The 17,719-nt window shown below is 64.8% G+C and carries 16 protein-coding genes and 1 pseudogene; 10 read left to right on the forward strand and 7 right to left on the reverse strand.

What is annotated here, in order from left to right:
- Nucleotides 1-2: 2 nt before the first annotated feature.
- Complete coding sequence (locus CAP2UW1_RS15045; protein WP_015767477.1) at nucleotides 3-1,379, reverse strand: toll/interleukin-1 receptor domain-containing protein; 1,377 nt, start codon at nucleotides 1,377-1,379, stop codon at nucleotides 3-5.
- A gap of 498 nt (nucleotides 1,380-1,877) precedes the next feature.
- On the opposite strand from CAP2UW1_RS15045, the gene rplM reads away from it, so the two are divergent.
- From rplM to CAP2UW1_RS15070, 5 genes are all read left to right on the forward strand, one after another.
- Complete coding sequence (rplM, locus tag CAP2UW1_RS15050) at nucleotides 1,878-2,306, forward strand: 50S ribosomal protein L13 (protein ID WP_015767478.1); 429 nt, start codon at nucleotides 1,878-1,880, stop codon at nucleotides 2,304-2,306.
- A 9-nt stretch (nucleotides 2,307-2,315) separates the two neighbouring features.
- Complete coding sequence (gene rpsI, locus CAP2UW1_RS15055) at nucleotides 2,316-2,708, forward strand: 30S ribosomal protein S9 (protein ID WP_015767479.1); 393 nt, start codon at nucleotides 2,316-2,318, stop codon at nucleotides 2,706-2,708.
- Nucleotides 2,709-2,801: 93 nt separating this feature from the next.
- Nucleotides 2,802-3,830, forward strand: a complete 1,029-nt coding sequence (gene argC / locus CAP2UW1_RS15060) for an N-acetyl-gamma-glutamyl-phosphate reductase (protein WP_015767480.1) — start codon at nucleotides 2,802-2,804, stop codon at nucleotides 3,828-3,830.
- A gap of 346 nt (nucleotides 3,831-4,176) precedes the next feature.
- Nucleotides 4,177-4,527: an iron-sulfur cluster insertion protein ErpA gene (gene erpA / locus CAP2UW1_RS15065; protein WP_015767481.1), complete on the forward strand. Its 351-nt coding sequence runs from the start codon at nucleotides 4,177-4,179 to the stop codon at nucleotides 4,525-4,527.
- Nucleotides 4,528-5,697, forward strand: coding sequence for an acyl-CoA dehydrogenase (locus CAP2UW1_RS15070; RefSeq protein WP_015767482.1), 1,170 nt, complete (start codon nucleotides 4,528-4,530; stop codon nucleotides 5,695-5,697).
- Between the two features lie 250 nt (nucleotides 5,698-5,947).
- Here CAP2UW1_RS15070 and CAP2UW1_RS15075 read toward each other — a convergent pair whose 3' ends face one another.
- Nucleotides 5,948-6,388 (reverse strand): hypothetical protein, encoded by a 441-nt coding sequence (locus CAP2UW1_RS15075; RefSeq protein ID WP_015767483.1) that lies wholly within the window; start codon nucleotides 6,386-6,388, stop codon nucleotides 5,948-5,950.
- 136 nt (nucleotides 6,389-6,524) lie between these two features.
- Between CAP2UW1_RS15075 and CAP2UW1_RS15080 the strand changes: the two genes are divergently transcribed.
- Nucleotides 6,525-7,463 carry a LysR substrate-binding domain-containing protein gene (locus CAP2UW1_RS15080; protein ID WP_015767484.1) on the forward strand — a complete coding sequence of 313 codons (939 nt, stop codon included), beginning with the start codon at nucleotides 6,525-6,527 and terminating at the stop codon, nucleotides 7,461-7,463.
- 76 nt (nucleotides 7,464-7,539) lie between these two features.
- Nucleotides 7,540-7,965 carry a GFA family protein gene (locus tag CAP2UW1_RS15085; RefSeq protein WP_015767485.1) on the forward strand — a complete coding sequence of 142 codons (426 nt, stop codon included), beginning with the start codon at nucleotides 7,540-7,542 and terminating at the stop codon, nucleotides 7,963-7,965.
- A 311-nt stretch (nucleotides 7,966-8,276) separates the two neighbouring features.
- Here CAP2UW1_RS15085 and CAP2UW1_RS15090 read toward each other — a convergent pair whose 3' ends face one another.
- The gene (locus CAP2UW1_RS15090; RefSeq protein WP_015767486.1) at nucleotides 8,277-9,041 is read right to left on the reverse strand and encodes a class II aldolase/adducin family protein; all 765 of its coding nucleotides are present in this window, start codon (nucleotides 9,039-9,041) and stop codon (nucleotides 8,277-8,279) included.
- A 60-nt stretch (nucleotides 9,042-9,101) separates the two neighbouring features.
- On the opposite strand from CAP2UW1_RS15090, the gene CAP2UW1_RS15095 reads away from it, so the two are divergent.
- Entirely contained in the window at nucleotides 9,102-9,698 is a 597-nt protein-coding gene (locus CAP2UW1_RS15095; protein ID WP_015767487.1) for a TetR/AcrR family transcriptional regulator, read from the forward strand.
- Between the two features lie 55 nt (nucleotides 9,699-9,753).
- Here CAP2UW1_RS15095 and CAP2UW1_RS15100 read toward each other — a convergent pair whose 3' ends face one another.
- The 4 genes from CAP2UW1_RS15100 to acnA are packed head-to-tail and all read right to left on the reverse strand — an operon-like array spanning nucleotide 9,754 to nucleotide 14,540.
- Nucleotides 9,754-10,209: a hypothetical protein gene (locus tag CAP2UW1_RS15100; RefSeq protein WP_015767488.1), complete on the reverse strand. Its 456-nt coding sequence runs from the start codon at nucleotides 10,207-10,209 to the stop codon at nucleotides 9,754-9,756.
- Nucleotides 10,210-10,220: 11 nt separating this feature from the next.
- The gene (locus CAP2UW1_RS15105) at nucleotides 10,221-10,619 is read right to left on the reverse strand and encodes a hypothetical protein (protein WP_015767489.1); all 399 of its coding nucleotides are present in this window, start codon (nucleotides 10,617-10,619) and stop codon (nucleotides 10,221-10,223) included.
- A gap of 4 nt (nucleotides 10,620-10,623) precedes the next feature.
- Nucleotides 10,624-11,787 (reverse strand): GNAT family N-acetyltransferase, encoded by a 1,164-nt coding sequence (locus CAP2UW1_RS15110; protein WP_199931481.1) that lies wholly within the window; start codon nucleotides 11,785-11,787, stop codon nucleotides 10,624-10,626.
- 44 nt (nucleotides 11,788-11,831) lie between these two features.
- The gene (gene acnA, locus CAP2UW1_RS15115) at nucleotides 11,832-14,540 is read right to left on the reverse strand and encodes an aconitate hydratase AcnA (RefSeq protein ID WP_015767491.1); all 2,709 of its coding nucleotides are present in this window, start codon (nucleotides 14,538-14,540) and stop codon (nucleotides 11,832-11,834) included.
- A gap of 287 nt (nucleotides 14,541-14,827) precedes the next feature.
- Here acnA and CAP2UW1_RS15120 point away from each other — a divergent pair, with 287 nt between their 5' ends.
- Nucleotides 14,828-16,741 (forward strand): M48 family metallopeptidase, encoded by a 1,914-nt coding sequence (locus tag CAP2UW1_RS15120; protein ID WP_015767492.1) that lies wholly within the window; start codon nucleotides 14,828-14,830, stop codon nucleotides 16,739-16,741.
- A gap of 113 nt (nucleotides 16,742-16,854) precedes the next feature.
- Nucleotides 16,855-17,703 (forward strand): annotated as a pseudogene (locus tag CAP2UW1_RS15125) (ATP-binding protein).
- Nucleotides 17,704-17,719: the final 16 nt, after the last annotated feature.

Consider the following 17,719-nt stretch of genomic DNA (forward strand, 5'->3'; position numbering starts at 1 on the left):
GATCAGGCTCGCGGCTGTCGTTCGGCGCGAATCAGGCGCTTGAGCAGACCGCCCGTTCGTTCGTCGGGCTGCCCGACCGGCGCATGCCCGAAATCCAGCCCGTCCGTCCATTCACGCGGCACGCGTTCGTAGGCTTGCGGCTGGTAATCCCGATCAACGATCAGCGGCACGATGAAGGTGCGGCCCTGGATCCCCTTGCTCCGATCGACGGCCTCGCCCCATTCGCGGCGGAAGAACTTCTCTTCGAGCGCATCGGCCGGACGCGAAATCAGTGGCACGAAATAACGACAGGTGCGGATTCCTTCGAGGATGCGGTCACGAAAGTCGTTCCCCGGCTCCAGCGCCGTTCGGTCGAACCAGATCTCCTCGCGCGCCACGCCTGCCGACAGCAGCGATTCGAAGAACATCTCGGCGGCCGGCAGATCGGTCCATCGGCAATAGCTGATGAAGAACATGCAACTGGGCGAAACGGGCGCAGTCGCGGCGGCGGGGTTCGCTGACTGCTCGGCTCCGCCGTGTCGCTCCAGCCACCGGCGATGCAACTGCCCAACGAACTCGGGCGGCGAGATATCGGAAAGGATCTCGGTTTCCTGGCTGAACGTCTTCAGGAATCGTACCAGCCCCCCTTCCGGACGCAGTGGCTCGATCAGCCATTCCCGCCGCCGCTGAGTGTCCGACAGCCGGCGCTGGTTGGTCAGCCGCAGGAAGAATCGCACCAGCCACTCGGGAAGACTGCAGCCGATCAGCAACAGGTTGCGCTGCTGCAGTTCGCCGAGAAACCGCACCGGCACATGCCCGCCGCGCGCCATGATGTTGTGGGCGTACTCGAGAACGTCCTCGGCGTGGATGGCAAACATCGGCGCCGGCCTGGACTTGCCGAACACATAGAGCAACTGGACCTCGCCCTGGCGCGCTTGCCAGTCGCCAGGCAGGTCGGAACCTTCGCTCGTCGGCAGGTATGGCGAGTGGACGATCTCGTTCACCGCGCAGCGTCGCCGCAGACAACGGGCAAGCAGGTCGTCGGGCGTCAGCGTCACCAACAGCCGAAAGTGGGAAATCGCCGCGATCTGGCGGATCGACTCGGGGGCAGCGCCCTCGCCCTCGGCCGTCAACTCGTCGATGATGTCGTGGACATCCGCGTAGAGATCCTGGAGGTCGCAGTCATGCTTGATCCGGCTGACGGCGTCGTCCAGTTCGCGGAAGAGAGGCAGCGGTTCCGCCTCCGGGTCGCGACCGTGAAACTCGAGCAGGCGCCGCGCCACCCGAGCCTGCAGCCCATCGCCGCCGCCGGGGCCAGTGAACAACTGCCGACCGACAACCGGTACCACGAGACCGTCCTCGATCGACCTGAGCAGCCTGTCCCACGACCTTTCGTTCATCGAATCGCCGTCCCTGTTCCCGCCAAGCGTTGTGGACTCGCGTCGCGTGCGCGCTTGTTGTTGCGCAAATCGATCCGGAGACGACCCGTCCGGAGTCTGCCATCGACAAGACAGGCCCCCGTCTTGCCCTGACGCGTCGGCCGACGCATCGAGTTCGACGGCCCGTTCCGCCACAATTGCGGACGCGCCGAAAGCCTCTTGCGACTCCCGACGAGCCGCCACCGGCAAGTTTACTCCGTGTTGGCTCGTTTCCGCCGCTTCATGATCTGGCGCCGGTAACGAAGCCGGTGGCGCCTGGCCGATGCAGGTCGGACTCCTCGCCGCGGCCCGGTCGGTGCCGCCCGAACCAGCAACCGGACCGGATTGACCTGCCGCCTGGCGAGGACGGTGGGAACCGCCGTAACCTGCGCAGGACCCAAACACCGATTGACACGCGTTGCGACTGTGCAATAAGATGTTGGGCTTTCCGTTATCAGGCAAAAAAGGACGGCGCTTTTGATGAAGACTTTCTCCGCCAAATCGCACGAAGTGAAGCGCGAGTGGCTTGTGGTTGATGCGACCGACAAGGTGCTGGGTCGCTTGGCGACCGAAATCGCTCGTCGCCTGCGCGGCAAGCACAAGCCCGAATTCACTCCCCACGTAGATACCGGCGATTTTATCGTCGTTACCAACGTCGAGAAGTTGCGCGTCACCGGCAACAAGGCCGAAGACAAGAAGTACTATCGCCACTCGGGCTACCCGGGCGGAATATATGAAACCAACTTCACCAAGATGCAGCAGCGTTTTCCAGGGCGCGTCCTCGAAAAGGCCGTGAAGGGCATGCTTCCCAAGGGCCCGCTGGGTTACGCCATGATCAAGAAGATGAAGTGCTACGCGGGGGCGACGCACCCGCACGCTGCCCAGCAGCCGAAAGTTCTGGAACTCTAAGGGATCGCAATGGCTGATAATTACTTCTATGGCACCGGGCGGCGGAAGAGCGCTGTAGCACGCGTTTTCATGAAGCGCGGGAGCGGCAATTTTGTCGTCAACGGCAAGCCCGTCGATGAGTTCTTCACCCGCGTCACGGGCCGCATGATCGTCCGGCAGCCGCTGCAGCTCGTGGAACAGTTGACCGGCTTCGATATCATGGTCAATGTCGGTGGCGGCGGGGAGTCCGGGCAGGCTGGTGCGGTCCGGCACGGGATCACGCGGGCGCTCATCGAATACGATGCTTCGCTGAAGCCAACGCTGTCGAAAGCCGGTTTCGTCACTCGCGATGCGCGTGAGGTGGAACGGAAGAAGGTCGGCTTCCACAAGGCACGGCGTCGTAAGCAGTTCTCCAAGCGCTGATCGGCTTCGGCCGCATTGCAGGAGCCGCCTCTGGGCGGCTTTTGTGTTTTCCGAAGGTGGAAGCTATCATCGAACGATAGCGTGGAGGCTCGGATGATCAAAGTGGGAATTGTCGGCGGAACCGGCTACACCGGTGTCGAATTGCTGCGGCTCCTTGCCCAGCATCCAGGGGTGCAGATCGTGGCGATCACCTCGCGTGGGGATGCCGGAACTCCCGTGGCGAGCATGTTCCCGAGCCTGCGGCGGCGAGTGGAGTTGAAGTTCGAGGATCCGGCCAGTGCCAACCTGCAGAGCTGCGATCTCGTCTTCTTCGCCACACCGAACGGCGTGGCGATGGAACAGGCACCGGCCCTGCTTGACGCGGGGGTGCGAGTGATCGACCTGGCCGCCGACTACCGCATCAGGAACCTTGCCGAATGGGAGCGCTGGTACGGCATGCGCCATGCCAGTCCGGACTGGATCGAAAAGGCGGTTTACGGGCTCCCTGAACTCTCTCGGGCCGCCATCCGCAATGCCCGTCTGGTAGCCAACCCGGGTTGTTACCCGACAGCGGTGCAACTGGGCTTCATGCCACTGGTCGAAGCCGGCCTCGTCGACGTCGACCACCTGATTGCCGACGCCAAGTCAGGCGTCTCCGGTGCCGGCCGCAAGGCCGAGGTTGCTACGCTCTTCGCGGAGGCCTCCGACAATTTCAAGGCCTATGGCGTCCCCGGACATCGGCATCTGCCGGAGATCGCGCAGGGTCTGTCGACGATGGCCGGACGAGCGGTCGGCCTGACCTTCGTCCCGCACTTGACGCCCATGATCCGCGGCATCCATGCCACTCTCTACGCACGCATCGAGACGGAAGCCGACTTTCAGGAAGTCTTCGAGCAACGCTACGGGGGCGAGGCTTTCGTCGATGTCCTGCCAGCCGGCTCGCATCCGGACACGCGCTCGGTAAGGGCGGCGAACGTCTGCCGTCTTGCGGTGCACCGCCCGCAGGGGGGAAATACACTGGTGGTGCTGGCGGTGATCGACAACCTGGTGAAAGGGGCTGCCGGCCAGGCGATACAGAACATGAACCTCATGTTCGGGCTGCCGGAGACCGAGGGCCTGTGGCAACTGCCGGTGCTGCCCTGACGGTCGCGCGCCTGCCGCGGCACCTGGACGTCGCCCGCCGACCCGGTTGGGGCGAGGCCGAGCGGCGTCTGTTTGGGACGCAAGCAGGCCAGTGAAGGTAAAATAGGGCCCGCAGTTCACGATCACACCGGGAAACGTCCACTGACCGGTGATCGCTGGAACTCGCAGAGAGTACGGGGGTCTGACGGGGCGACAGGGAATTGTCGGACCGCCGCCTCACAGGGCGTGCCGGTTGAGTACCTCGCGGCTCATCGTGCTGCCACCAAGGCGTTGAAACGCAAACTCGCCACCAGCAAGCGCAGCCGGCTTGCGCAATCGCGGACATCAGATTCAGGAGGAATCAGCAATGAATGCAGCGACAGAAATGCCCTTGCCCTTTGTCTTTACCGACAGTGCGGCCGGCAAGGTCAAGGAATTGATTGAGGAAGAAGGCAATCCGGACTTGAAGCTGCGCGTGTTTGTCACGGGTGGCGGCTGCTCGGGTTTCCAGTACGGTTTTACCTTTGACGAGGTCGCCAACGACGACGACACGGCCCTGCAAAAGAACGGGGTCACCCTGCTGGTCGACCCGATGAGCTACCAGTATCTGGTTGGCGCCGAGATCGACTACACGGAGGGCCTCGAGGGCTCGCAGTTCGTGATCAAGAACCCGAATGCGTCTTCAACCTGCGGCTGCGGCTCTTCCTTCTCGGTGTAGATGACCGCATTTCGCTGGGAAGATCCGCTGCTGCTCGAAGAGCAACTCAGCGAAGACGAACGTCTGGTCCGCGACGCCGCCAGGAACTACTGCCAGGGCAAACTGGCGCCGCGAGTCCAGATGGCTTTCCGGCAGGAAACGAGCGACCCGGCGATCTTCCGGGAAATGGGCGAGATCGGCCTGCTCGGTCCGACCATCCCGACCGAGTACGGTGGCGCCGGCCTCAACTATGTCAGCTACGGACTCATTGCGCGCGAGATCGAACGGGTAGACTCGGGCTACCGCTCGATGATGAGCGTTCAGTCCTCGCTGGTCATGTTGCCGATTTTCGTCTTCGGCAGCGAAGCCCAGAAGCGCCGATTCCTCCCCGGCCTTGCCCGCGGCGAGTTGATCGGCTGTTTCGGCCTGACCGAGCCCAATCACGGCTCCGACCCCGGCTCAATGCTTGCTCGAGCACATCCGGCGGACGGGGGCTATCGCCTGTCCGGCACCAAGACCTGGATCAGCAACAGCCCAATCGCCGATCTTTTCGTCGTCTGGGCGAAGAACGACGCCGGCAGGATCCGCGGCTTCCTTCTAGAAAAGGGCATGCCCGGCCTCTCGACGCCGATCATCCACGGCAAGATGGGTTTACGCGCCTCGATCACCGGCGAGATCGTGATGGACGACGTTTTTGTCCCTGCGGACAACGAGCTGCCGGGCGCCAGCGGCCTCAAGGGGCCGTTCGCCTGCCTCGACGCTGCCCGCTACGGCATCGCCTGGGGCGCCCTCGGTGCCGCTGAGGACTGCTGGTTACGCGCCCGTCGCTACGTCCTCGATCGGCAGCAGTTCGGCCGCCCGCTGGCCGCCAACCAACTCATCCAGAAGAAGCTGGCCGACATGCAGACCGAAATCACGCTCGGCCTGCAAGGCTGCCTGCGCCTCGGCCGCCTCAAGGACGAGGGCAAGGCGGCGCCGGAAATCACGTCGCTGATGAAGCGCAACAGCTGCGGCAAGGCGCTCGAGATCGCCCGCCTTGCCCGCGACATGCACGGTGGCAACGGCATCGCCGACGAATACGGGGTCATCAGGCACCTGCTCAACCTGGAGGTGGTGAACACCTACGAGGGAACACACGACATCCACGCGCTGATTCTCGGCCGCGCCCAGACCGCCATCGCTGCCTTCTGATGGGGCTCGCCTGCCAACCGAAGCAACTGGTTGCCAGGCGACCGCTTGCCGGCAGACTACGCCAGGGAGCACCTATAAGGCACTTGCCCACCAGAGGTTGTCGATGAATGACGGCCAAGGAGTGCAAACTTGTCGTTGGTTCGCGCCCTCCTCTGTCCTCGCCTCCGACTAGCGCATTTTCCCCAGCGATCGAGCCCAGGCGCCGCCGCGCAACGGCCATGGTGGGCAAGCCATGCTCTGCGCCTCGTTCTCAAGGCATGAATATTCGCCCGAGAACGTCCGTGCCCATGGATGCAGAACCTTCCACTGAACCGCCGGCACCGCCCTCATCAATGAGGTCTTTCCTGGTTCGGGAGCATTCCGGATCACCTTCGGGCAGGGTGTGAATCTCGATGACTGCGGTACGGACTCCGTGCAACGCGGCGACAGCAGCAAGAAGCGCCTGGGTGGTCCCTGGCCCGCAGTTATCGAGACGCACTACACGGTCGTAGGCCGGCCCCAATAGGGCTTCCAATGCAACCACGTCGCCGAGCCGCTGCTTGTTCAGCGAATAGTAGGCGGGAAGAACCTTCACCTGAACTACCGTTTCCGGCACGGTGTCGACTGCAATTGCAGACAGCGCAATAACAAGGGCGAGCCCGCCGACGATCAGGCCCATCTGAAGATGCAATGGGATCAGGTGTGCGTTCATGTCTCTCTCCTCCAGTTCCACGGCGGCTCGTTCACCTTGAACGCCGCTCGGGTCTCGCGATCTCACGGAGAATTGTCAGCCCATGCACATGCACACCGCAAACGACCTTTTGTCATAGCTCGCATGCGTTTACGGAATGAACACAACGCCAAGAGTCTCCCTGCATCTAGTTCGTGGCTTCTGGGTAGCGGCTCGTCACCTGAGCTTTACCAGGGCAGCGGCGGAGTTGTTCGTGACGCAGTCGGCGGTCAGTCGTGAGATCAAGAAACTCGAAGAGCAGCTTGGCCAGCCGCTGTTCCATCGCGTGAACCGTACGTTGCAGCTTACGCAGGCTGGTGAGGAACTGTATCGAGCGGTGGACGAGGCGCTGGCGCTGATTGATGCAGCAACGGACCGTCTCGCCGGCGTTGAGCGATCATTGACCGTGACGACAACGATTCCACTGGCCTCGCTTTGGCTCGTACCCCGGTTACCACGATTCACGCAACGGCAGCCCGCAATCGACGTTCGGATTGTAGCCAGCAACGACGTGCTTGATCTCGTGCAGGCGCATATGGACATCGCCATCCGCTACGCAAGTCCCGGCGGGGCCGCTCCCCCTGGCAGGCCGCTGGTCGGCTACAGCACCTTTCCAGTCTGCACGCCGGCCCTCATGCGCGACCCGGCTCGCCCGCTACGAACCTTTGCCGATCTCGCGCAGCATGTACTGCTTGAATTTGAGACCACTGTACATGGCCGTCCCTGGTACGACTGGGAGCAGTGGTTCAGCGCGGTGAAGGTTGCCAAATTCAAGCCTGCCGGGCGGCAACGGTTTTCTCACTACGACCAAGTCGTCGAGGCGGCCATGGCCGGTAGCGGTGTCGCGATCGGGAAGCGACCACATCTGAATAGCAAGCTGCAGGCCGGCACGCTTTGCGCGCCCTTCGGTACGCACGGCGTGGCATCACTGGGCAGCTTCCACGTTGTTGTGGCGCCTTCTGCGACTGGCCGTGGCGCCGTCGGTGACGCATTCGTAGCGTGGCTGCGAAGTGAAGTGCGCCGTGATGAGCGGGCTATGGCCAAGAAGCGGGACTGAACGTCCGAGAACGGAACGAACCGGAAAGTATCATTGATGCAAACAGTCCGATTGCCTGCTCAGGGAAGGAGACGAAATGAACGATAGCATCCCGCAAACTCTTCGTCTGGGTGGCTGCCAATGCGGAGCGATTCGCTACGAATTGGCAGGTGACCCGCTCAAGCTCGTTATCTGCCATTGCCGCGAATGCCGAAAGCAGTCAGCCTCGGCATTCGGCATATCGGTGTTCGTCGCGCGCGAGCGCTTGCGACTAACGCGTGGCTCGCCAAAGTTCTGGATTCGCCCAACCGACAGCGGGCACGCACTGGAATGCGCCTTCTGTCCACACTGTGGATCGCGCTTGTGGCATCAGCGTGTTGGTGCCGCTGAAACCATCAGCGTCAAGGGCGGATCATTGGATGACGCGATCGATCTAAGAGCCGCCGTACACATCTGGACTTCGCGTATGCTGCCGGGAATCATCCTGCCAATTGACGCCACACAGTTCTCCGGCCAACCCTGACAGGACGGTGCCGATCGCCCCAGCACAGGCCACTCTCTGTCGTCGCCAACACGACGATGCGCCTGTTCTCCAGACGTCTGGTCAGTCCTGCTTGCCGCCGAACGGTTTGGACCTCACGCAGGCGGCGGCAAGCGCCGCCATCGCCTGACAAGTAGCCAGTTCGCACGCCTCGTTGCGAGCGACTCGGCGATCGGATCGGTGCGGGAGCACTCTCTCGCCGAGCCGTACAACCGAGCCATCAACGTTGTCAGCACAGCTCTCAGGTTTTCCAGACGGTAGCCGCGACTACATCGTTAAATCGCCCGGTACCGTCAGCTTCGATAGCTGGAATCGGCTCGGTCGAGTTTGCGCAGCAAGGCTGGCCAGGCGAGGCCGCCGCCTGCGCCGCGCGTCACCTGTTCCCATTGCGTCGGAGCACCGTCGATGATCTGTTGGCTGATGCGGCGAAGCGGTTGCCCGCCGCTCATCGCACGCACCTGAATCATGCAGGTGGTCTCGAAGAAATACATCGCCACGAAGGCTTCGGCCACCGAGCGGCCAACCGTCAACAGGCCGTGATTGCGCAACATGAGAAAACGCTTCTCTCCCAGGTCGCCGACCAGCCTCGGCTTTTCGTCTTCCTGTAGCGCGACGCCCTCGTAGTCATGGTAGGCCAGCGACGACAGCACGAAAATCGAGTGCTGCGACAAGGGCAGCACGCCATCCTGCTGTGCAGACACCGCGACGCCATTGATGCTGTGCACGTGCAGAACGCAGTTTGCATCCTCGCGAGCGGCATGCACGGCGCTGTGAATGGTGAAGCCCGCCGGATTGATTTCGTAAGGGCTGTCGACCACCTTGTTCCCTTGAAGATTGACCTTGACGAGACTGGACGCGGTGATCTCGCTGAACATCAAACCGTAGGGGTTGATCAGGAAATGATGTTCCGACCCTGGCAGGCGTGCCGAGACATGCGTGAAGATCAAGTCATCCCAGCCAAACATGGCGACGAGACGATAGCAAGCCGCAAGGTCAACGCGTTGCAGCCATTCTGCCTCGCTCACCTGCGATCGAATCTCCGATGTCTGATCGTTCATGGCTGGCTCCTTTCGTTGAAAGTACGCTAATATATAGACTGGTCTAGCTGGGAAGTCAAGATGGATGGCAAAGCGCAGCTCGGTAGTCGCGACAGAATGCTCGAGGCAGCAATCAGCCTGATGCGCGGCTCGGGTTTGACCGGCGCAGGAATCAACGAGATCGTCCGCGTCAGCGGTGCGCCAAAGGGGTCGGTCTATCACTTCTTTCCGCAAGGCAAGGCTCAGATCGCGAGCGAAGCGCTCACCGTCTATTCCAAGCGGGTGATGGCCTTCATCGATCAGGCGTTGGCGAGCGAGCGCCAGGAGGGCGCCAAAGTGAGTGCCCTGTTCAGGGCATTTGCCCGCCGCGTCGAAGAGGGCGATTTCCGCCAGAGTTGTGCCGTGGGCACCGTCACTCTCGATCTCGACGCGGATCTCCAGCAACTTCAAACCATTCTCGGCGACGCCTTTTCGCAATGGGCGGCTTTGATCGGCGAACACCTCGATCTCGGCGATGCGGTCCGCACCCGATCGTTTGCCGGATTGATTCTGACGTCCATCGAGGGCGCCTATGTGCGCTGCAGGGCGGAACGCTCGTCGCGAGCTTTCACCGAGGCCGGCGAATGGCTGGCGATACTTGCCGATCAGCAGAAGCTGAAGGCGATGCGACCGGCGTGAGCGGTCCTAGCGCTCAGTGCCAGATCGGCAGCGCGAAACAGGAGGCGTCGCGGCTTCATGGCCGGAACATCGGGAACGGGGTTTTCCAGCCGCGCCGCGTATCCGACACCTGCATGGCCAGTGAGGTGATGTCCACGCCCGATTGGCCGCCGTTGTAGAAGACCAGCAGATCCTCCAGGAAGGTCTGGCGGTCGGGCCACTTCTGCAGAAAGCGCGCCAGATCGGCGGCGAAGCGCGTGTCGGGCGACAGTTGCGGCAGCAGTTCAGCCAGTTCGTCGCGCTTGTCGGCCAGGCTGCCAGCCGTGGACGCGGCCATCTTTCGCGCCTTCTCCGGAGTTACGCCACGCGCGATGTGACGGTCGCCGAACTCGTGGTGCAATTCGCTCATTTCCCACAGCAGCGCGCCCGCCCGACCCAGTGCCGCCGCGTCATCGGCCCCTGCCTGGAACGGCAGTGCAAGCAGGCCAGCGACAACGCCGAAGACACGCCAGAAACGGCCAACGCCATGCATGCCCTCTCCTTTCATGGCGGGGTGGCGCCGGTTTCGACCCAGCGTCCCTGCACGCGTCGCTGCCAGTCTCGTCCATCCCGACTCCGCCAGGTGCCGCCGGTAGCGCAGCAGCCGCCGGCGCCCAACGCCTGACGGCCGAGCTCGACGCGGATGTAGTCGGAATCGGCAGTGACATCCTGCCGCTGGCAAACGCTCAGCATCGGGTAGAAATCCGTCGTCAGCACTCGCTCCCGCCGCCCATCCGGCAGCACCCGGAACACCTCGCAATCGTCCAGCGCCAGGTGTACCGGCAACCCTTGCACTTCGGCGCGGAAATGTTGCGCCGTGTCCGGTGGTGGCTCAGCCTGGCATCCGCCGAGAAGCAGCAGCAGACTACAGCTTCGCCACCAGCGCATCGAGGATGTCTGCATTCATCTATCCTTCGGGCGGTGGCAGACAGTCTCGCCGGAACGGCAGGCGCTCGGCCACTTCGACCCGGTAGTCGGCAACCGCCTCGCCCTGAAGCTGCAGATGGCGACCGATCAGTTCGCGCATCGTCGCGTCGCCAATCCAGTGCGCAGAACACACGGCGGTCGGCGTAAAGCCACGCGCAAGCTTGTGCTCGCCGCCGGCGCCGGGCTCGAAGCGACGCAGGCCATGGCGCAGGCAATAGGCGATTCCCTGGTAGAAACAGAGCTCGAAATGCAGACTGTGGAAGTTGCCGAGGCAGCCCCAGTAACGCCCGTAGAGCACGTCGTCGCTGCGGAAACAAAGCGCGACGGCGACCGGAATGGCGCCATCGCGGGCAATGAAAGCGACCATTCGGCGACCCAGGGCGGCCGCCAGATCGGCGAAGCAGGCGGCGGAAAAAACCGCGTGATTGTTGAACTTGGCAAAGGTGGCGGCGTAGAGAGCGTGCAGCAGCGGCCATTCGGCAGGGTCGATCTCGTCTCCATGCCGCGTCTCAAGGCGCAGGCCGCTGCTCTCGACGCGCCGCCGCTCGGCCTTCACCTTGCGCCGCTTGGCGGCGCTGAAAGTCGCCAGATAGCCGTCGAAATCGCCGCAGCCCGGATCGATCCAGTGAAACTGCACGTCGTGGCTGATCAGCAAACCATCACCTTGCAGCAGCGTCGCTTCGTTTTCGGTCGGCAGCGCCACATGCCACGACGACGTGCCCAGGCGATCGGCGAGTGTTCTCGCGCCGTCGACGAGAGCCTGCCGGATGCCGGCCGCCGCGGGTCCATCGGCGACGAGGAGGCGAGGTCCGGCTACCGGTGTGTGTGGCAGGCAGGTCATCAATTTCGGGTAGTACTCGCGGCCGAGCTGGCGATACGCCGCTGCCCATGACCAGTCGTAGATGAAGTCGCCGTGCGAATGGCTCTTGACATACAGCGGTAGCAGGCCGACGACCCGACCCAGTTCGTCGCTCGCCACGAGATGCCTGGCCCCCCAACCCCAGGCGTCGGCGGCAGCGCCGTGGCGCTCGATGATCGCCAGGAAGTCCGCATTGAGGAAAGGATGGCCCGCCGGGCATAGGCGTACCCACACCTCGCGCGGTATGGCGCTGGCCGCCGTGGCGGTACGGATCGAAAGGCGCAACGGCAAGTTCGTCCCGATCGATTCCTGTCGGCAATCCTCGGTCGCTAGGTGCGATCCCCGAGTAGCGCGTCGAGAACGAACGGCAGGATGCCACCCGCCCGGTAATACCTGACTTCGATCGGCGTGTCGATTCTGCACAGCACCGGGCGCTCGACACGCTGTCCGTCCGTCCGCTCGATCACCAGGGTGAGCTTCTGCATCGGCAGCATGCCGGGCCCGAGGCCAAGGATGTCGAAGGTCTCGTCGCCGCGCAGCGCGAGCGAGACCGCCGAGTCGTCACCGATGAACTGCAGTGGCAGCACACCCATGCCGACCAGGTTGCCGCGGTGGATGCGTTCGTAGCTGCGCGCGATCACCGCACGCACCCCGAGCAGGCGCGTTCCCTTGGCCGCCCAGTCGCGCGACGAGCCGGTTCCGTACTCTTCGCCGGCGATGACGATGGTCGGCGTTCCCCGCTGCACGTAGGTCATCGCCGCGGCGAAGACCGTCGTCTGCTGGCCGTCGAGCAGCGTATAGCCGCCTTCCGGGCGGCGCCCGTCGGCATCTGCCGGCAACATCAGGTTGCGGATGCGCACATTGGCGAAGGTGCCGCGCATCATCACCTCGTGGTGGCCGCGGCGCGCGCCGTAGGAGTTGAAGTCGGCGCGCGCGACCCCCTGTTCCTTCAACCAGGCGCCGGCCGGCGTCGCTTCACCGAAGGAACCGGCCGGCGAGATGTGATCGGTCGTCACCGAGTCGCCGAGCAGCAGCAGCGCGCGCGCGCCGCGAATGTCCCCAGCGGCCTGTTCGGCGAGTTCGAAGAACGGCGGCCGGGCGATATAGGTCGATGGCGGCCAGTCGTACGCCTCGCCGACCGGTGCGGGAATGGCTTTCCACAGATCCTGGTCGACGGTGACGTCGGCGTAGCGGCGGCGGAAGGTCTCCGGGTCGAGCGCGAACGGCAGGACGGCGTCGATTTCCTCGGACGTCGGCCAAACGTCGCGCAGGTAGACCGGCTGGCCGTCGCTGCCGACCCCGAGCGGCTCGCTGTCGAGGTCGATGTTGACGCGGCCGGCGATCGCAAAGGCAATCACCAGCGGCGGCGAGGCCAGGTAATTGGCGCGCAGATTGGGATGGATGCGGGCTTCGAAGTTGCGATTCCCCGAGAGCACCGCGGCCGCGACCAACTGGTGGTCGGCGATCGCCTGATTGAACGCCGGATCGAGGTCGCCGGCGTTGCCGATGCAGGTCGTACAGCCGTAGCCGGCGAGCGCGAAGCCGAGTTCGGCGAGCGGCGCCAGCAGACCAGCCGTCTGCAGATAATCGGTCACCACGCGCGAGCCGGGAGCCAGCGACGTCTTGATGTGCGGTCGCACCCGCAGGCCTCTGGCCACCGCCTTGCTGGCGAGCAGACCGGCCGCGATCATCACCGCCGGATTGCTGGTGTTGGTGCACGAGGTGATCGCCGCGATCAGCACGTCGCCATGCCCGAGAGCAACTCCCGGCAGACCGGTAGCGTAGCGCTCGGCCAGACTCGCCGCCGGGCGAGCGAAACCATCAGCCGACTCGGGCGCGCTGAGCAGGTCATTGAAGCGGCTCGCCATCTCGGGCAGGGCGATGCGGTCCTGCGGTCGCTTCGGCCCTGCCAGCGAGGGAACGATGCTCGACAGGTCGAGGCGGACGCTGCGCGAGTAGTCGATCTGGCCGGCGCGCGGGATGCCGAACATTCCCTGGGCACGAAAATACGCCTCGAACAGCACGCAGTCGTCTTCGCTGCGGCCGGTCGAGCGCATGTAGCTGACCGTCTTCTCGTCCACCGGGAAGAAGCCCATCGTCGCCCCGTACTCGGGGGCCATATTGGCGAGCGTCGCGCGGTCGGTCACCGACAGCGTCGTCGCACCGTCGCCAAAGTACTCGACAAAGGTGCCGACGACTTTCTCGCGGCGCAGCAACTCGGTCACCGTCAATACCAGATCGGTGGCGGTGACTCCCTCGCGCAGGCGGCCGGTGAGTTCGACGCCGACGACATCCGGCGTCAGGAAGTACACCGGCTGACCAAGCATCGCCGCCTCGGCCTCGATGCCGCCGACGCCCCAACCGACGACGCCGAGGGCGTTGATCATCGTCGTGTGCGAGTCGGTGCCGACCAGGGTGTCGGGATAGCAAAGTCTGCCGCTGGCCGTTTGTTGCTGGCGCACGCCGCTGAACAGATGCTCGAGATTGACCTGATGGACGATACCGACGCCAGGCGGCACGACCCGGAAGGTGTCGAAAGCCTGCATGCCCCACTTCATGAACTGGTAGCGCTCGAAGTTTCGCTCGAACTCGCGCGCCATGTTCTGCTGCAGCGCTTGCGGCGTGCCGTAGTAATCGACCTGCACCGAATGATCGACGACCAGGTCGACCGGCACGAGCGGCTCGATGCGTCGCGGGTCCAGCCCGCGCGCCTGCGCCACATGTCGCATCGCCGCGAGATCGCAGAGCAGCGGCACGCCGGTGAAATCCTGCAGGACGACGCGCGCGACGACGAAAGGAATCTCGTCCTTACGCGGCGCCCGCGGCCGCCACTCGGCGAGTTCGAGGACGTGCCGTTCGCTGACACGCTGACCGTCACAGTGCCGCAGCAGGGCTTCGAGGACGATGCGCAGCGACACCGGCAGCCTGGCGACGGCGGCGATATCGGCGGCCGCCAGCGCCGGCAAGGAATAGAAGAGGACCTCCGGCTGACCGGGAGGGGTAAAGCGGGACAGCGTATTGAACGGCGAACACAGCATCGAAGGTCTCCCCACAGGCACGCGCGGCGCGCAGGCACTCAACAACTGACATCACGCCACCGCGCTCGTTCCCCGCGCCGCTCACCCCCGACCACCGGCCGCTGCGCGTGCTCCGGGACCACTGGCCACCGTCTTCGCCGACCGGCGCGGCGCGCCTGCGCCCAGGCCCACCGGGTCGGCCCTTCGCCCGGCGCGCTCCAGCCGCGCGTCGACCGCCTCGCCACCTTTCTTGTCGCCCCCGGGGGCGTGGGTTACGATGATTGCCCCGCATGACCCGGAATTCCGCAATGGAAGCGCAACAATTCCAGGCGCTCGTCGCCCGCGTCGAACGGTTGGCCGAAGCCGACCCCAAGGGCTACGTGCTGCGCGTCTTCGCTATCGCCGCGCTGGGCTTCGTCATCCTCGGCCTCGTGATCGCCATGGCAATGCTCAACGTCGCGCTGATCGGTGGCGTCGTGCTGCTGGTCGTCTTCACCGGCGGCAAGGCCCTGCTCTTCTTCGCCAAACTCGGCAAGCTCGTCATCGTCCTCGCGATCCCCGTCTGGTTGATGTTGCGCACCACCTGGACGCTGGTCTTCGCGCGCTTTCCGCGGCCCGAGGGGCGCGCGATCCGGCGCGACGAGGCGGCGGCATTGTTCGCCCGCCTCGACGCGATGCGCGAGCGGACCGGCGGCCCTCGCGTGCATCGCGTGCTGCTCACCGACGAACTCAACGCCGCCATCGTCCAGCGTCCGCGCCTGGGCCTCCTGGGCTGGCAGGAAAATACCTTGATCCTCGGCCTGCGCCTCCTGCAGGCACTTTCCGAGGACGAGGCGATGGCGGTGGTGGCGCACGAATACGGCCACCTGGCTGGCCACCATGGCCGCTTCGCCGCCTTCATCTACCGCCTCCGCAACGCCTGGGGCCGCCTGCAGGCGATGTCGCAGCAATGGAACGACTGGGGTTCGCGGCTGATCGCCCGACTCTTCCGCTGGTACGCGCCGCGCTTCAACGCCTACACCTTCGCGCTGGCGCGGCAGCACGAATACCTGGCCGACCGCACCTCGGTCGAACTCGTCGGCGCCGGAGCGGCGGCCGACGCGCTGATGCGCACCGGCATTGCGGCGCGCTACGAGTCGGAGGGCTTCTGGCCGGCCATCCAGCGCCGCATCGCGGCCGAGGCCGAGCCGCCCGCGGGCCGCGGGCTGATGTGGCGGCAGAGCCAGCGCGAGGCGCTTGACGCCGACGCGCGACAACGCTACCTGGATGCCGCACGCCGCGAGGCAACCGATCCCTTCGACACCCACCCGGCGCTCGTCGACCGCCTCGCCGCCATCGGCGCCGCAGCCGACGGGCAGGCCGCCGAGCGCCTGGCGCCGCCCGCCGTCTCGGCCGCCGAGTCCTGGTTCGGAACGCAGTTGCCGGCGCTGTCGGCCGAGTTCGACCGGCGCTGGCGCGACGAAGTCGCCGATCAGTGGAAGGAACGCCACGAGCACCTGCGGCGACAGGCGGCGCGCGTTGCCGATTTGGCGACACGGACTGAACTCAGCGACGATGAACGCTGGGACTACCTCTGCGCGGTCGAGGAGACCGACCCCGACCGCGACTTGATGCCGCTCCTCGAAGGCTTGCTCGCGGCGGCGCCCGCGCACCTGCCGGCGCTGTTCCGGCGCGGCCGCCTGCGCCTCGATCGCGGCGACGAAGCCGGCATCGGCGACCTCGAACGTGTAATCGCCGCCGACCCCTCGGCTACCCTCCCTGGCTGCGACATCGCCTGGCAGTTCTATCGCCGCCGTGGCACCGACGGCGACGCCGCACAGGCTGAGGCCTGGCAGAAGCGCTGGATGGAACGTTCGACCTACGAGAACACGGTGAACGCCGAGTTGTCGCAACTGCCGGCCGACGCCACGCTGGCGCCGCACGACCTGCCCGAAGATCGGCTCGACATCGTGCGCCACATCGTAGCGGGCAACGCCACGCACATCCGTCGCGCCTACCTGCTGCGCCGCATCCTGACGAGTAATCCGGCCTGCCACGACTACGTGATCTGCATCGAAACCGCGCGTTTCACGCTCGGCAACAAGGGGCCGGCCGTCGTCAAGCGCCTCGCCGCACTCGAATGGCCGATGCACGTGTTCATCGTTCAACTCGGCGGCGAACCGTTCAAGCGTTTCCGCAAGACGATCGACAAACAGAAGATCGCGCCCATCTACGCGTTGTGAGGTACGCCTGTTTGTAAGAGTGAGCGTCACGGCTTGGACTGGGCGAGACGCGCCTGTTTGCAGATTGTCAATTGATTTGACAATCTGCAAACACCCCCATCTAAGCTGAGCGCATGATTCCCCGTCCTGCGACGCGGCGCCTCATCGAACTGGCCGGCTACCATCCCATCGTCGCCATTACCGGGCCGCGTCAGTCCGGCGGGACCACGCTGGCGCGTGCGATGTTTCCGCAGAAACCTTACGCCAGCCTCGACGACGCCGACGTGCGCGCACTCGCCACCGCCGACGCGCGTGGCTTTCTCGCCCAGTAACCCGACGGCGCCGTGATTGACGAAGCCCAGCGTGACCTCGACCACTTTCACCGCGTCGTGCTCATGTGCGGCGCGCGCAGTGGCCAACTGCTCAACCTCTCCGCGCTAGCCGCCGACTGCGGCATCACGCACAACACCGCCCATGCCTGGATCGGCGTGCTGGCAGCGAGCTACATCGCGACGCGGCTCACACCCTTTCATCGAAATTTCGGCAAGCGTCTGAGCAAGACGCTAAAACTTTACCTCCTCGATCCGGGTCTGGCCGCCTGGCTAGCAGGTGTGCGCAGCGCCCCGGAGTTGGTGGTCGGCAGCCTGCGCGGGCCGCTCTTCGAAACCTGGGTGGTGAGCGCATTCCTCAAGCGTCGGCGCAACGGGCTGCGCCCGGAGGAGCTTCACTTCTGGCGCTATTCAGCCGGCAACGAGGTCGATCTGCTGATCACGCGCGGCGAGGAAGTCGTCGCTGCCATCGAATGCAAGTCCGGGCGCACCGTCGCGGGAGACTGGTTCGCGCCGCCGGAACGTTTTGCCGCCCTGGCTGGCTCGCCGCGTCGCCTGCTCATTTACGGCGGGGACGCTGACCAGCCGCGCAAGGGCGTTCCCGTGTTCGGTTGGCGCGCCATCGGCCGCGCCATGGGTCTCGCGTTCGCCTGATCCTCCGGTCGCCACC

Origin of the sequence: Candidatus Accumulibacter phosphatis, assembly GCF_000024165.1 — a bacterium.
In the GTDB taxonomy this organism is placed as follows: Bacteria; Pseudomonadota; Gammaproteobacteria; order Burkholderiales; family Rhodocyclaceae; genus Accumulibacter; species Accumulibacter phosphatis.

Coding starts and splice junctions, on each gene's coding strand:
- CAP2UW1_RS15105 (WP_015767489.1), bottom strand. CDS start 10,619: ATGCAGACATCCTCGATGCGCTGGTGGCGAAGCTGTAGTCTGCTGCTG.
- argC (WP_015767480.1), top strand. CDS start 2,802: ATGATCAAAGTGGGAATTGTCGGCGGAACCGGCTACACCGGTGTCGAA.
- CAP2UW1_RS15090 (WP_015767486.1), bottom strand. CDS start 9,041: ATGAACGATCAGACATCGGAGATTCGATCGCAGGTGAGCGAGGCAGAA.
- CAP2UW1_RS15120 (WP_015767492.1), top strand. CDS start 14,828: ATGGAAGCGCAACAATTCCAGGCGCTCGTCGCCCGCGTCGAACGGTTG.
- CAP2UW1_RS15075 (WP_015767483.1), bottom strand. CDS start 6,388: ATGAACGCACACCTGATCCCATTGCATCTTCAGATGGGCCTGATCGTC.
- erpA (WP_015767481.1), top strand. CDS start 4,177: ATGAATGCAGCGACAGAAATGCCCTTGCCCTTTGTCTTTACCGACAGT.
- acnA (WP_015767491.1), bottom strand. CDS start 14,540: ATGCTGTGTTCGCCGTTCAATACGCTGTCCCGCTTTACCCCTCCCGGT.
- rpsI (WP_015767479.1), top strand. CDS start 2,316: ATGGCTGATAATTACTTCTATGGCACCGGGCGGCGGAAGAGCGCTGTA.
- CAP2UW1_RS15045 (WP_015767477.1), bottom strand. CDS start 1,379: ATGAACGAAAGGTCGTGGGACAGGCTGCTCAGGTCGATCGAGGACGGT.
- CAP2UW1_RS15100 (WP_015767488.1), bottom strand. CDS start 10,209: ATGCATGGCGTTGGCCGTTTCTGGCGTGTCTTCGGCGTTGTCGCTGGC.
- rplM (WP_015767478.1), top strand. CDS start 1,878: ATGAAGACTTTCTCCGCCAAATCGCACGAAGTGAAGCGCGAGTGGCTT.
- CAP2UW1_RS15085 (WP_015767485.1), top strand. CDS start 7,540: ATGAACGATAGCATCCCGCAAACTCTTCGTCTGGGTGGCTGCCAATGC.
- CAP2UW1_RS15070 (WP_015767482.1), top strand. CDS start 4,528: ATGACCGCATTTCGCTGGGAAGATCCGCTGCTGCTCGAAGAGCAACTC.
- CAP2UW1_RS15095 (WP_015767487.1), top strand. CDS start 9,102: ATGGATGGCAAAGCGCAGCTCGGTAGTCGCGACAGAATGCTCGAGGCA.
- CAP2UW1_RS15080 (WP_015767484.1), top strand. CDS start 6,525: ATGAACACAACGCCAAGAGTCTCCCTGCATCTAGTTCGTGGCTTCTGG.